Annotated in this window: 9 protein-coding genes; 4 read left to right on the forward strand and 5 right to left on the reverse strand. The window is 68.0% G+C overall.

Annotated features, from left to right (window positions below):
- Positions 1-12 precede the first annotated feature (12 nt).
- From HNP52_RS18580 to HNP52_RS18595, 4 genes are all read right to left on the reverse strand, one after another.
- Entirely contained in the window at positions 13-2,196 is a 2,184-nt protein-coding gene (locus HNP52_RS18580) for a polysaccharide biosynthesis tyrosine autokinase (RefSeq protein ID WP_184169089.1), read from the reverse strand.
- Between the two features lies 1 nt (position 2,197).
- Positions 2,198-3,055, reverse strand: a complete 858-nt coding sequence (gene galU, locus HNP52_RS18585) for a UTP--glucose-1-phosphate uridylyltransferase GalU (RefSeq protein ID WP_184169090.1) — start codon at positions 3,053-3,055, stop codon at positions 2,198-2,200.
- A 398-nt stretch (positions 3,056-3,453) separates the two neighbouring features.
- Positions 3,454-4,389, reverse strand: a complete 936-nt coding sequence (locus HNP52_RS18590; RefSeq protein ID WP_184169091.1) for a hypothetical protein — start codon at positions 4,387-4,389, stop codon at positions 3,454-3,456.
- A 68-nt stretch (positions 4,390-4,457) separates the two neighbouring features.
- The gene (locus HNP52_RS18595) at positions 4,458-5,738 is read right to left on the reverse strand and encodes an aldehyde dehydrogenase family protein (RefSeq protein WP_184169092.1); all 1,281 of its coding nucleotides are present in this window, start codon (positions 5,736-5,738) and stop codon (positions 4,458-4,460) included.
- A 312-nt stretch (positions 5,739-6,050) separates the two neighbouring features.
- Here HNP52_RS18595 and HNP52_RS18600 point away from each other — a divergent pair, with 312 nt between their 5' ends.
- From HNP52_RS18600 to HNP52_RS23320, 4 genes are all read left to right on the forward strand, one after another.
- Entirely contained in the window at positions 6,051-7,403 is a 1,353-nt protein-coding gene (locus tag HNP52_RS18600) for a UDP-glucose/GDP-mannose dehydrogenase family protein (protein WP_184169093.1), read from the forward strand.
- Positions 7,400-8,413, forward strand: coding sequence for an NAD-dependent epimerase/dehydratase family protein (locus HNP52_RS18605; RefSeq protein WP_184169094.1), 1,014 nt, complete (start codon positions 7,400-7,402; stop codon positions 8,411-8,413). Before HNP52_RS18600 ends, HNP52_RS18605 begins: the two co-directional genes overlap by 4 nt.
- A gap of 77 nt (positions 8,414-8,490) precedes the next feature.
- Positions 8,491-9,633 carry a glycosyltransferase family 4 protein gene (locus HNP52_RS18610; protein WP_184169095.1) on the forward strand — a complete coding sequence of 381 codons (1,143 nt, stop codon included), beginning with the start codon at positions 8,491-8,493 and terminating at the stop codon, positions 9,631-9,633.
- A 497-nt stretch (positions 9,634-10,130) separates the two neighbouring features.
- A complete protein-coding gene (locus HNP52_RS23320; protein WP_184169096.1) occupies positions 10,131-12,317 on the forward strand; it encodes a calcium-binding protein in 2,187 nt (728 codons plus the stop codon).
- Between the two features lie 116 nt (positions 12,318-12,433).
- Here the strand turns inward: HNP52_RS23320 and HNP52_RS18620 are convergent, their stop codons facing one another.
- Positions 12,434-13,603 (reverse strand): acyltransferase, encoded by a 1,170-nt coding sequence (locus HNP52_RS18620; protein ID WP_184169097.1) that lies wholly within the window; start codon positions 13,601-13,603, stop codon positions 12,434-12,436.
- Positions 13,604-13,662 lie beyond the last annotated feature (59 nt).

Here is a 13,662-nt window from a genome sequence, read left to right on the forward strand (position 1 = left end):
GGGGCCGGGCGATCAATCCGCATAATAGTGGCGGTAGGTCTTCAGGAAGGTGCCGCCATCCTCGTATCCGGCCCGCTCCTGCTCGCGTACATCGACCAAAGTCAGCACCGCGCCCAGCATCTCGGCATGGACATCGTAGAGCCGCCGCAACGCCACCGACGCCGCCTTGGACGGCGTCCTGCGCCAGCGCACCAGGAACACCACGCCGTCCGCCATGCTGGCGATCACCCGCGCCTCGTCGACCGGCAACACCGGCGGCGTGTCGAGGATCACCAGGTCATAGCGCTCGCGCACCTGCTCGAGCAGCTCGGCCAGCCTCGGGCTCTCGGCCAGGCTGATGCCCTTCGAATCGAGCCGCTGCGGCAACAGGCAGGCATTGGACAGGCTGTCCTTGACGATCGCCTGCTCGAGCGTCGCCTGCCCGGCCAGCACTTCGTCCAGCCCCAGCTTCACATTGTCGGTGAACTGCCGGCTGGACGCCCGCCGCCGCGCATCCGCATCGATCAGCAGCACCTTGCCGCCCGCCGCCGCCACCGCGCGGGCCAGGCCCATAGCGGTGGTCGTCTTGCCCTCGCCCGGCACCGAGGAGGTGATCGCCACCACCCGGATCGGCTTGGTCGCCTCGGCGAACTGGATCGAGGTCCGCAGCGTCCGGAACGCCTCGGCAAAGGTCGATTGCGGTCGCTTGAGCAGCAGCTCCGCCGGCGGCGCGGGCGGCCCGGTCTTGCGATAGCCCGGCAGCGTGTTCGCGTCCGGGATGCTCGCCAGCGTCGGCAGGGCCAGCATCTTCTCGATCGCGTCGCCGCTTTCCATGCCACGCTCCAGCAACTGGAGCAGCACGACGAGCAGCACGCCCACGCCCAGCCCGCCGACCACGGCCATCGCCGCATAGATCAGCTTGTTGGGCGAGCTCGGCGCACCCGGCACCCGGGCACGGCTGACGATATAGGAATCGCTGCGCTCCAGGCCCGATTGCGCCACCGTCTGGCGATAGCGGTCGAGGAACGCCTGGTAGAGCGTCCGCGCCGATTCGGCGTTGCGCTCCAGTTCGTTCAGCCGGACCGATGCTTCATTGTCGCTCGCCAGCTTGCCCTGCGACTGCGCCACCGAACCGGCGAGCGATGCCGCGCGCTGGTTGGCGATATTCGCCTGGATCGAGACATTGGCGACGATGCGCTGCACCTCGGCCGCGATCGCCTGGTCGGCGACGCGGAGCTGGCTCTGCGCACGAACCAGCTCGGGATGGCGCGGCCCGTAGCGCTTCTCCAGCGCCGCCACTTCGCGCGCCACCTCGGCGCGCTGCGAGCGCAGCTGGCTCACCACCGGCGAATCGAGCGAATCGCCCAGCTCCTCGCCGCTCCGTCCGCGCTGCAGCTGCGACTTCGCCGCCGAGAGCCGCGCCTGGGCCGCGGCATTCTCCGCCTTGGCCTGGGCCAGCTGGGTCGACAGACCCGACAGCTCCTGCTGCGTCACCGTCGAGGAATTGGAGACCGCGAACAGCGCATGCGCCGCGCGATAATCGGCCACCGCCCGCTCGGCATTCTGCACCTGTACGCGAAGCTGCTGCATCCGCTGCTCGAGGAACTTGCGCGCGCGCTGTGTCGCATCGGCCTTGGAGCCGGTCTGGCCCGAAATATAATCGTCGACCACGGCATTGGCGATCTGCGCGGCCTGCACCGGCGTGCTGCCCTCGAAGGTCACGCTGATCGCATAGGACAGCCCGTCGCGCTTCACCGTCAGCCCGCCGAGCAACGTGCCGATCGCGCGTTGCCGCCCGATCAGGTCGGGCTGCGCCGGCACCGGCTGCCCGGCCTCCACGGCCTTGTTGAACGCCGGATCGCGGTCGAGATGCAGGCGATCGACCACGCGTCCGAGCAGCTCGGGCGAGCGCAGCGCCTGCACCTCGGTATCGACCGCCGCCGAATCGGGATCGGTGGTGGGCACCACCGAATCGACGTTGATCACGCGCTCGGCGGTGCGCTCCAGCGCGACCTGCGCGGTCGCCTGATAGCGCGGCTCCGCGACCAGCCAGGCCGCGGCGGCCACCACGATCGCGGTGGCCATCGCCGCGCACAGGATCAACCAGCGCCGTCGCAGGACGGCGCCGACATGCCGCAGGTCGATCAGCGCACCGCGATCGACCTGCGGATCGGCATCAGGGCGCGGCGGCGGCAGGCGCCTCGTGATCGCGTCCATGTCACGCCGTGGCCATGAAGGCGCGCACCGCCGGGGCAAGGTCCGGCCGGGAGAGCGCCATTGCCAGCGTCGCGGTCACGAAACCGCTCTTGTCGCCGCAATCATAGCGCTTGCCCTGGAAGGTGACGCCGTGGAACGGTTGCTGGCCGATCATCCGCGCCAGCGCATCGGTGAGCTGGATCTCGCCGCCCGCGCCCTCTTCCTGGCTGGCCAGCAGGTCCATGACCTCGGGCTGCAGGATGTAGCGGCCGATCACCGCCAGCGTGGAGGGCGCGACATCGGGCGCCGGCTTCTCGACCAGTCCCTTCACTTCGGTGATCGCGCCGGATCGCGCGCCCGGCGTGACGATCCCGTATTTCCGGGTGTCCTCGGCCGCGACTTCCTCGGTGCAGATCAGGTTGCCGCCCAGCTCGGCATAGGCATCGATCATCTGCTTCAGGCAGCCCGGCTCGCCCATCATCAGGTCGTCGGGCAACAGTACCGCGAAGGGCTCGTCGCCGACGATCCGCCGCGCGCACCACACCGCGTGGCCAAGACCAAGCGGCTCCTGCTGGCGCACGATGGTGATGTCGCCCGGCGAAGTCCGGGTACCGTCAAGAATATCGAGCGACTTGCCACGCCGCGTCATCGTCTCTTCGAGTTCGAACGCATGATCGAAATGGTCGTCGATCAGGCTCTTCCCGCGACTCGTCACGAAAATGAACTGTTCAATTCCTGCCTCGCGCGCCTCATCGACAGCATATTGGATCAGCGGCCGGTCAACGACCGGAAGCATTTCCTTGGGCATCGACTTGGTGGCGGGCAGGAACCGGGTTCCGAGGCCACCAATCGGGAAAACTGCTTTGCGTACTCTTCGCATCTTCCACCCTTTCATGGTTGCTGGGTCCCCCCGGAAAGACCAGCATCAACCATCAGGGCAAGACGACCTCGCAGATACTCAACACGCCAGTCGGATCTGCGAACTCGATCACCTCGCCTGACTTGATGATGCTGGGCCATTACGCTGCGTTGCAGCAAGAGCCCGGCGTCCAAGCGTGGCCAAAGCGCGCCCGGACCCCGTTTTAGAATGCGCCTCTCGGCGCATTGCGGTGCCAGCCCGCTCCCCCACCCGGCCACCCAACGGCAGTATTCTATGGGTGGCCGGGTGGGGGAGCGGGCGGAACAGCCCAAGGCTCCAGCGATGCGCAGCATCGTTGGAAAGGCTGCGGAGGGTGGCACCGCCTGGAAATGCGCTCTTTCGCGCATTTCCAAACAGACTCAGAGCTTCGGCGGGGCGCCCGCAAACGAGATGCCGCCGGGCACCGATCCCTTGCCGCGCGGACGGACCAGCGGCGTGCCGGGCGGCACCTGGATGTCGTGCGAGCCGATGATGATGTGCGCGGGGCCGTCATGCACATCGAAGATCGGCCATGCCTTGTCGCTCTTCACCGCCAGATGCTCGATGCGGATCACCAGCGGCTCGCGCACGCCCTGCGCCGCCATGATCGCGAAATGATTGGTGTCGCCGATCCCGCCGATCTTCTGCGGATCCACGCTGGTCAGCCGGGTCGCCCGGATGCTCGACCAAAGGCGGAAATTGCGCGCGTTGCGGCCGCTGGTGCAGTCGTCGAGCAGGGTCTCGCTCGATTTCAGGTCGAACCCGCCATCGCTGTTGTCCCAGGCCGCGCATTGCCTGAATACGAACCGTGCATTGCCGCGCTCGGTCGAGAAGCCGTCGCCGTTCCAATATTTGTTGTCCCCGCGCTTCCAGCGAAAGCCCCGCATCGTGCAGCGCTCGAGCCGGAAGTCATGCGCGGTGTCCTGGAAGCCGATGCCGACCGGCAGGTCATGCGCCCCGGTGGTGAGCGTGCCGGTGGCGGTCACATCCTCGATCACCCCGTCATGGCTGGCATAGCGGATGCGGGCGAAGCTGCGTCGCAGATCGGTCGCCCTGGCTCCGCGCACGCGCAGCCCCACGCAATCGGCACCCGCCGTGCGCGGGACGGAGCTATTCTCGATCACCCGGTAGCCGCCCGCGACTTCGATGTCGGCGATCCGTACGCCGCGTACCGAGTCGCGGATCACGAACAGCCCGTTGCCGACATCGCGGGCATGCACGCCGCGATAGGTTGCGCCGGAGCGCACGACATAGACCGGCTCGCCCTCGGCAGCGATCCGGACCGAAGGAGCGAAGCGAAGCGGCCTGTCGGTCATGCCACCGGGCTAGTCGCGCGATGCGCGGCCCCGCCAGCCGGTTGCGATGCAGCGTGGCCCTGCCGGGCTCAGCGCAACGCAGGCTCGGCGCCGCCCAGTGCCTCGACCTCGCGAACCGGAGAGCCGCCAGATCCAGGCCAGGACCGGCGGCAGGTCCGGCGCACCCGGCTGAACCGCCGGAACCCCGCTTCGGCCTCGCCAGCAGGCAACGGCATCTCCGGGATGCCGGCCGAACCCCGCATTGCCGCGCGTATCTGTCCATCCGTGGCGAAGAGCGAAGACAATGTCCCCTGCGCCACGCGCCGGCGTTCGGCCGGGTCCTGTCCCAGATAATAGAGCGCGGGCGCGGGCGGCAGGCGGTTCGTCCAGGCGATCGCGTCCTCGATCCGCGCATAGTTGCTGAGTGGCAGGATCGGCCCGGCAATCTCCTCGCGCATCACCCGCATGTCCGGCGTGGCGTGGCGGACGATGTGCAGCGGCATGCCCGCGCCACGCGGCTCGGCGCTCATCACCTCGCCGCCTCGCGCGCGTGCGTCCTCCAACAGAGCCGCCAGCCGGTCGCATGCCTCGGCCGAAAGCGGCGGCGCCTGGTCGGTTCCCGCCTGCATCGCCGCGCGCCACAGCCAGCCAGCGATCGCTTCCTCCTGCTCCGCCGGCACCAGCATGATGTCAGGTGCCAGCAACGCCCGGCCGCCGTCGAACCGCTTGGCGGCAATGACCTCGCCGGCCGCCCGCGGGAATTTCGCCGACCGCCCGAGGATAACCGCGGATTTGCCCGTCCGCGCCGGAAGCGCGCCCGCCGGCTCCCCGGCCGGCTCGCCGGAGACCAACAGGTCAAGGCCGGCCTCATCCACGTCACCGGGCATCACCGCCAGCTCGCGCGGATCGAAATATCGGGGGGCCAGTTCGCGCAGCATCACCTCCAGATGCGACGAAGCGGCGTCCAGCCGCAGCATAACGCGATTTCCCGCCGCCAGCGCGCCGGCGAGCAGGCAGGCGGTTCGCATCAGCGGCAGCGCGGCCGGTGCCATGATGCCGACCACGCCGACCGGCTGATATTCCAGCCTGTCGCCGCCTGGCCACAGCCCGCCAAGCAGCCCGCGCCCGGCCTTGGGCCGTATCCAGTCCGCCACCTGTTGCCGCGCCTCGCCCAGGACAAGCAGCCCCGGCACCACCTCGTCGCGCATCGCCGACTCGGCATCCTGGGTCGCCTGGTCGCGCATGAGCGATTCGGCCAGCCCCCGGGCATTCTGCTCGAGCATCAGCGCGGCGCGGCGCAGCCGGTCGCGGCGGACGGCCGGCAAAACCGGCAACTCGGCGAAAAACGCCGCCCGTTGCGCTTCGAGCATCCTCAATCTTCCCACGGCTTGTCGCAGATGATCCTACTCTGCCGCCAATGCGTGGCAAGATCAGGCCGAAGCGTTTGCGACCGGCGGAGCCGAATTGCCTTGCCCTCGTTCTAGTGCAGGCGCGAGCCATTCGTTGCGAATTCGCAATATTTGTGCGTCGCAGCGCAATTTAGCCCCAAAATGACGGCCAGTTCATTTCGCCGCCGATTTCCCTCAGCTCAAAGCTGGCAAGTTGACGGCACGAGCGCGCAAGAAGAGTGTTCGCACACGCAAAAGAAAACTTGCGTCTCCGCGTACAGGGAGCAGTGCGTAATGCGTATCGTGATGATCGGGTCCGGCTATGTCGGGCTGGTTTCGGGCGCGTGCTTTGCCGATTTCGGCCATCACGTGACCTGCGTCGACAAGGACGCGAACAAGATCGCCCGCCTCAAGGCCGGCGGCATCCCCATCTATGAGCCGGGGCTGGACGAGCTGGTCGCGCGCAATGTCGCGGCGGGCAATTTGTCCTTCACCACCGAGCTTTCCGAAGCGGTCGGCGCCGCCGATGTCGTGTTCATCGCGGTCGGCACCCCCAGCCGGCGTGGCGACGGCCATGCCGACCTCTCCTATGTCCACGGCGCCGCCCGCGAGATCGCCGCCGCGCTGGACGGCTTCACCGTGATCGTCACCAAGTCGACCGTGCCGGTCGGCACCGGCGACGAGGTCGAGCGGATCATCCGCGAGTGCAATCCGGTCGCCGAGTTCGCCGTCGCCTCGAACCCCGAGTTCCTGCGCGAAGGCGCCGCGATCGAGGATTTCAAGCGCCCCGACCGCGTCGTCATCGGCATCGAGGACGAGCGTGCCCGCGCGCCGCTCGAGGAAGTCTATCGCCCGCTCTCGCTCAACCGGGCGCCGGTCCTGTTCACCCGGCGGCGCACGAGCGAGCTGACGAAGTACGCCGCCAACGCCTTCCTCGCGATGAAGATCACCTACATCAACGAGATCGCCGAACTGTGCGAGCGCGTCGGCGCGGATGTCCAGGAAGTCGCGCGCGGCATCGGGCTCGACAACCGGATCGGCTCCAAGTTCCTCAATGCCGGCCCCGGCTATGGCGGCTCCTGCTTCCCCAAGGACACGCTGGCGCTGATGAAGACGTCGCAGGATTACGAGACGCCGCTCCGGCTGATCGAGGCGACGATCGCGGTCAACGACCAGCGCAAGCGCGCTATGGGCCGCAAGGTGCTGAACGCGATTGCGGGCCCGGTGCGCGGCCGCACGGTCGCGGTGCTCGGCCTCACCTTCAAGCCCAACACCGACGACATGCGCGACGCCCCGTCGATCGCGATCATCCAGGCGCTGCAGGATGCCGGCGCGAAGGTCCGCGCCTATGACCCCGAGGGCATGGCCGCGTCCGAGGCCGTGCTGAACAATGTCGAATATGCCGGCTCCGCCTATGAAGCGGCGGAAGGGGCGGCGGCGACGGTGATCGTCACCGAATGGGATGCGTTCCGCGCGCTCGACCTCAAGCGCCTCGCAGGGATCATGGCCGATCCGCTGCTGGTCGACCTCAGGAACATCTACCCGCCCGCCCGGGCGGAGGAAGCGGGCCTGCGCTATGTCAGCGTCGGCCGGCCGGGCAAGTTGGAGGAGGATGCCGAGACCTCGAACGAGAGGCAGGCAGCGTGACGGTCGGCGGCCCCGTCCTCGTGACGGGCGCCGCTGGCTTCATCGGCCATGCGGTGTCCGAGCGGCTGCTGGCGCGCGGCGAGCGCGTGATCGGCCTCGACAATTTCACCGACTATTACGACGTCGCGCTCAAGGAGGCGCGGGTTGCCCGGCTGGTCGACAATTTCGACTTCCGGCTGGTCCGCGGCGACATCGCCAGCCCCGAGCTGCTCGCCGAGCTGGTGGCGGGGAATGGCGTCCGGCGCATCGTCCACCTCGCCGCCCAGGCAGGGGTGCGCTACAGCATCGAGAACCCCTTCGCCTATGAGCACAGCAACCTGAAGGGCCACCTCGCGGTGCTCGAGGCGGCGCGCCAGGCGGGCAATGTCGAGCATCTCGTCTATGCCTCGTCGAGCTCGGTCTATGGCGAGCGCCCGCTCGGCGGCAGCGGCTTCCGCGAGGACGAGCCCTGCACCGCGCCGGTCTCGCTCTATGCGGCGACCAAGCGCAGCTGCGAGCTGATGAGCCAGAGCTATGCCACGCTCTACGGCCTCAGGATGAGCGGCCTACGCTTCTTCACGGTCTATGGCCCCTGGGGCCGGCCCGACATGGCCTATTTCGGCTTCGCCCAGAAGATCCTGCTCGGCCAGCCGATCGAGGTCTATGGCGAGGGCAAGATGGCGCGCGACTTCACCTATATCGACGATATCGTCGACGGGGTGGTCGGCGTGCTCGACAAGCCCCCGGCGGATGGCGAGCATCGCCTCCTCAACATCGGCGACTGCAATCCGGTCGGCCTGATGGACATGATCGCGACGCTCGAGCGCGCGCTCGGCCGCCAGGCGGTCAAGCTGATGCGCCCGATGCAGCCCGGCGACGTGACCGCGACCTATGCCGACATCTCGGCGATCCGCGATCTCACCGGATACAGCCCCAAAGTCGCGCTCGAACAGGGCATCGAGCGGTTCGTCGACTGGTATCTCAGCGAAATAGAACAGGGTGGAAGAGGACCGATGGCAGCGGTGGCCTGAGCCGGGAGAACCGGCCGGGCGTGTACGGAGTAAAGAACATGCTGCAACGGACAAGCGCGCCTGTGGGCGACGCCCCCATGATCTGCGTGACCGGGTTGCGCGGTTTCCCGCATGTGATGGGCGGGATCGAAAGCCATTGCGAGGAGCTGCTGCCGCGGATCAAGGCGCTGTGGCCCGATCACCGCTCGGTGGTGCTCGGCCGCGCGCCCTATCTGCCCGCCGCGCATAACGAGCATCGCGGCGTCGAGATCATCGGCATCCCCTGCCCGCGCTCCCAGCATCTCGAAGCGATCGTCTCGACCTTCCTCGCGGTGCTTTCCGCCCGCAAGCGCGGCGCCGACCTGGTCCATATCCATGCGATCGGCCCCGGCCTGCTCGCCCCTTTCGCGAAGCTGCTCGGCCTGAAGGTGATCGTGACGCATCACGGCACCGATTATCACCGCGCCAAATGGGGCAAGGTCGCGCGCACCGCGCTGCGCGCCGGCGAATGGCTGGCGCTCAACTTCGCCGACCGGGTGATCGCCGTCTCGCCGTCGCTGGCGACCCAGCTCAAGCGCCGGTTCCCGGCGCGCGCGCAGCGGATCAGCTACATCCCCAACGGCACTTCGGACCTGCCCGGCGATGCCGATCCCGATCTCGTGCTGGAGCGGATCGGGGTGGAACGCGGCGGCTACCTGCTCGCCGTCGCCCGGCTGGTCCCCGAAAAGGGCCTGCACGACCTGATCGACGCCTTGCACGCCTCCAGGTCCACCACCAGGCTGGTCATCGCCGGTGCCGCGGATCATGAAAGCGACTATGCCCGCGAACTCATGGCCCGCGCCGGCGACCGGGTGATCTTCGCCGGAGTCCAGTCGCGCGCGACGCTCAAATGCCTCTATGAGAATTGCGCCTTGTTCGTGATGCCCAGCCATCATGAAGGGCTGCCGATCGCCGCGCTCGAAGCCGCAAGCTGCGGCGCGCCCATGCTGCTCAGCGACATCCCCGCCAATCTCGACATCGGCCTGGAACCGCGAAACTATTTCCCGGTCGGCGATGTCGCCGCGCTAACCGAGTTGCTCGATACCGACCGCGCCGCCTTCCGGATCGACAGCGACACCGTCCGCGCCCGCTTCAGCTGGGATCGCGCGGCCGAGGACACGCTGGCAGTCTATCGCAGCGCGCTTGCCCCGGGGCGGGCAAAGTCGCGGGCGTCCGGGCTGCCGGGAACGGTCGAGGGCTAAGCTGCAACTTTTCAGTTCCCCGGCGAAGGCCGGGGCCCAGAGTTTCTCTGCCGACCCGCTTGTGACCCTGGGCCCCGGCTTTCGCCGGGGAGCAAGCGCGCTGGAGATCGCCTAACCAGCCAACCGAGCCAGAACCTCCGCCCGGCTCAACGCGTCGATCTCCCCCGAAACCGCAATCCCTGCAGCCCCAACACTTGCCCAGGCGATCGCCGGTCGCCACGCGTCCCCGTGCCATTGCCAGCTCCGCACCCGCCAGCGCCCATCCCCCGCCGCATCGATAGAAAGCGGCGGCCTTCCGGCAGCCCCACTGGCCGGCTCCCGTGCAGTGCATGCACTTCCCGCTGCAAGTCCCGCAATCGAAACGATAAGTCCGCGACGGTCCATCGCAACAACCTCTCCGGTAATCAGCATAATCCGCGCTTAACCATGCTGCGACGCAACACGGAAGCGATCTTGATCGATGTTAGCCGGGCCAAGAACAGCAAGGGATCGCTGCCATGCCTAGCCTGTACATCTCGCCAGCCGGATCCGGAGACAAAAGCGGCCGGGACATCAACAACGCAGCGTCGATCGGTTCGCTCAACACGCTGATCGGAAAAGCCGGCCCCGGCGGCGAAGTGCTGCTCGTCGCCGACCAGGGCGACTACAACGTCACCGGCATCCTCGGCATCACGCGCGGCGGCACCGACGGCAATCCGGTGACCGTGCGCGGGATCGATTCCGCCGGTAACCCGATGCAGGCCCAGTTCGCCGGATCGCGCCCCGAAAACTGGCAGGCGGGCGATGTCGCCGGCAACGAGTTGTTCAAGCTCGGCACCGGCGCGAACAACCTGGTGTTCCGCGACCTCCAGATCGACAATGTCGGCACCGCCTTCCGCGTCACTGCGGACCTCAGCAACCTGCGGATCGAGGGCGTCGATGCCAACAATGTCCGCCGCTTCTTCGAGGATTATTCCAGTGCCGCCTCGGGCACCGCGACGATCACCGGCCTGACGCTGCGCGACATCGACGTGCAGGGCTTCTCCAAGACCGCGATCCGCCTCCAGTACGACACCAGCAACGTCCTGATCGACAATGTCCGCGCCGACATGGCCGGGCAACTCGGGGATGATCTGCCCGCCGGTGTCCATCTCGACGGCACCGTCCACAACGTCACGCTCAACCAGGTCGTGATGGAGAATGTCCAGAGCACCGCCGGCGCCTATTACAATGGCGACGGCTTCGCCACCGAGCGCGGCGCCTATGACATCCGCTTCATCGATACCGAAGCGCGCGGCAACAGCGATGGCGGCTATGACCTCAAGTCGAACGGCACCGTGCTGGTCCGCGCGCTCAGCGAGGAGAATGGCCGCAACTATCGGCTATGGGGCGAGGCAACGCTGATCGACCCGGTCGGGCTCAACCCGGTGCTGCGCGGCGGCATCTCCGAGCAGAACCAGCTCTGGCTCGATACCGCCGCCAATGTCACCGTGATCGGCGGCCGCTTCGACGATGCCGGCTCGCGCACTAAGGTGATCTCGTCGAGCGGCAAGCTGATGCTCCGCGGTACCGAGATCACCCATTCGGAGCTGGCGACCCTCGCGACCCAGGCCAGCCTCCCGGGCCTCGGCGGCGCCAACACGATCCGCGAGACGCTGACCGTGGACCAGGGCAGCGCCTCCCCGGGTGCGACTTCCTATATCGCGCTGCTCCCGCTCCCTGCGACCGCCACCGCCGATGCGATGACGGGCGGCACGGGCGACGACATCTTCCTGGTCGACAACACGGGCGACCGGATCACGGAGGCGGCGGGCGCCGGCCTCGATCGCGTCGAGACCACGCTCGCCGGCTACACGCTCGGCGCCAATATCGAGGACCTGATCCGCCGAGGCGCTGCCGACTTCACCGGCAGCGGCAATGCCCTCGCCAATTCGATGATCGGCGGCGCGGGCAGCGACACGCTTTCCGGCCTCGACGGCAATGACATGATCGCCGGCAACACCGGTGCCGATACGCTCACCGGCGGCAATGGCGAAGACCTGCTCCAGGGCCAGGCCGGCGCCGACAGCCTGCTCGGCGGCTGGCAATCGGATACGCTGATCGGCGGCACCGGCGCGGACCGGCTGGTCGGCGACCAGGAATGGCTGAGCAGCCAGGGCGCCAACGACCAGCTCGACGGCGGCGACGATGCCGATCTGCTGATCGGCGACGCGACCAACCTCTATGCCAGCGGCAAGGGCGGCAGCGACCGGCTGGTCGGCGGCGCCGGCGACGATATCCTGATCGGCGACGGCGACGTGATGAAGGACGACGCCCGGGGCGGCGCCGACACGCTCGAGGGCGGCGACGGCAATGACTGGCTCTATGGCGATGGCCGCGACATGAGCGGCAACGTTACCGGCGGCGCCGACAAGCTCTATGGCGGCCCCGGCCCCGATCACCTGATCGGCGGCGGCGGCAACGACCTGCTCGTCGGCGGTGCCGGCGCCGACTGGTTCGTCTTCGCCCCCGGCTCGGGCAGCGACGAGATCAGCGACTTCGCGGCAAGCGAAGGCGACCATATCGATCTCAGCGCCTTCGACATCGCCTATGAGCAACTGAGCTTCGCCACCGGCGCCGACGGCATCCGCGTCGGCATCGGCACCGACACGATCTTCGTCCGCGGCACCCAGAGTCTCAGCCCCAACGACTTTGTATTTGGCTGACCCACCCTCTTCCCGTCATCCCCGCGAAGGCGGGGATCCAGGGTAACAGAGCGATTCCCTTTGCGACTCTGGATCCCCGCCTTCGCGGGGATGACGAAATAGAGGGAAAGAGAAACTCAAGGCGCCGCCAGTTCCTCCGGCACGGTCTGCCGCGCGCGGCCGGCGCTGCCCGTCACGCGCCGGATCACCGCCTTGCCCAGCCGCTGCCCCGGCAACTCGACCAGCTTGTACGTGACGAATGCCAGCGCATAGGTCAGCGGCACCACCACTGCCCCGGTCAGCACGAAGCGCCCAAGCGCCCCCAGCCCGGTGCCGAAATGCCCGATCACTGCGCCTGCGACCGGCTGCAGGATCAGCAAATGGATCAGATAGGTGCCGTAGCTGAGCTCGCCCAGCCAGTGGAACGGCTTGTTGCCGAGCAAGCGCGCCACCCCGTCGATCGCGCCCAGACTGCGCAGATGGACCAGCGCGAAGAAGCCGAGCACCACGCCCTCGCGCACGACGAAGTGCAGCACATCCTGCTCGCCGCCGATCGGAATCGCCGCAAGCAGCACCGCCGCGACCAGATGCACCCAGATCCGCTTGCCGGACCCCGGGTCGGCGGCGATCAGCATGCCGCACAGGAAAAGGTGCAGCTTGAGCGGCAGGAAGCTCGGCATCGGCCAGTCGAGCCCCGCGGCTCCCGCCGCCAGTGCCAGCCCCACGCCAATGCCCGCCGCGATCAGCGCCGCCGGCACCCAGCCTGTCCGCCGCGCCAGCAGCACCAGGAACGGGAAGGCCGCGTAGAATTGCATCTCGAGCCCCAGGCTCCAGTCAGGCAGCGGGGTGCGGAAGGCGTAATCGGGCAACAGCCCGAACACGAAGCTCAGATGCGCCGCGACATTGGCCAGGCTGGCGTCGGTATAGCGCTCGGCCGGCTGGAGGCCCTGGCCGAGGAAGCTGTCGATCGCCACCCGGCTCTCATAGATGGCCGGCCCGGCGATCAGCGCCGCCGCCAGCGTCACATAGAAGAGCGGCGCCAGCCGGAAGAAGCGCCGCGCCCAGAAGCTCGCCCAGGTGCCGGGCGCGTTCCAGTCCTCGCTGCCGCTGCGCAGCTGATACTGGAACACCATCAGGAAGCCCGAGAGCAGGATGAACAGGTCCACGCCCAGATCGGGCTTGCTCAGCAGCGGCAGCCGGAAGCCGGTGAGGATCATCATGTGCCCGATCAGCACCCACAGCGCCGCCAGCCCGCGCAACCCGTCAAGGCATTCGACCCGGCGAATACCGCCTTGTTCCAGGCCCATCGCGCACCTTTCGTGTCGTTCGTCGAAGCCCGCTGATGACCCGCATGGCGGGCCAAGAC

The sequence above is a fragment of the Sphingomonas kyeonggiensis genome (genome assembly GCF_014204495.1).
GTDB lineage: Bacteria > Pseudomonadota > Alphaproteobacteria > Sphingomonadales > Sphingomonadaceae > Sphingomonas > Sphingomonas kyeonggiensis_A.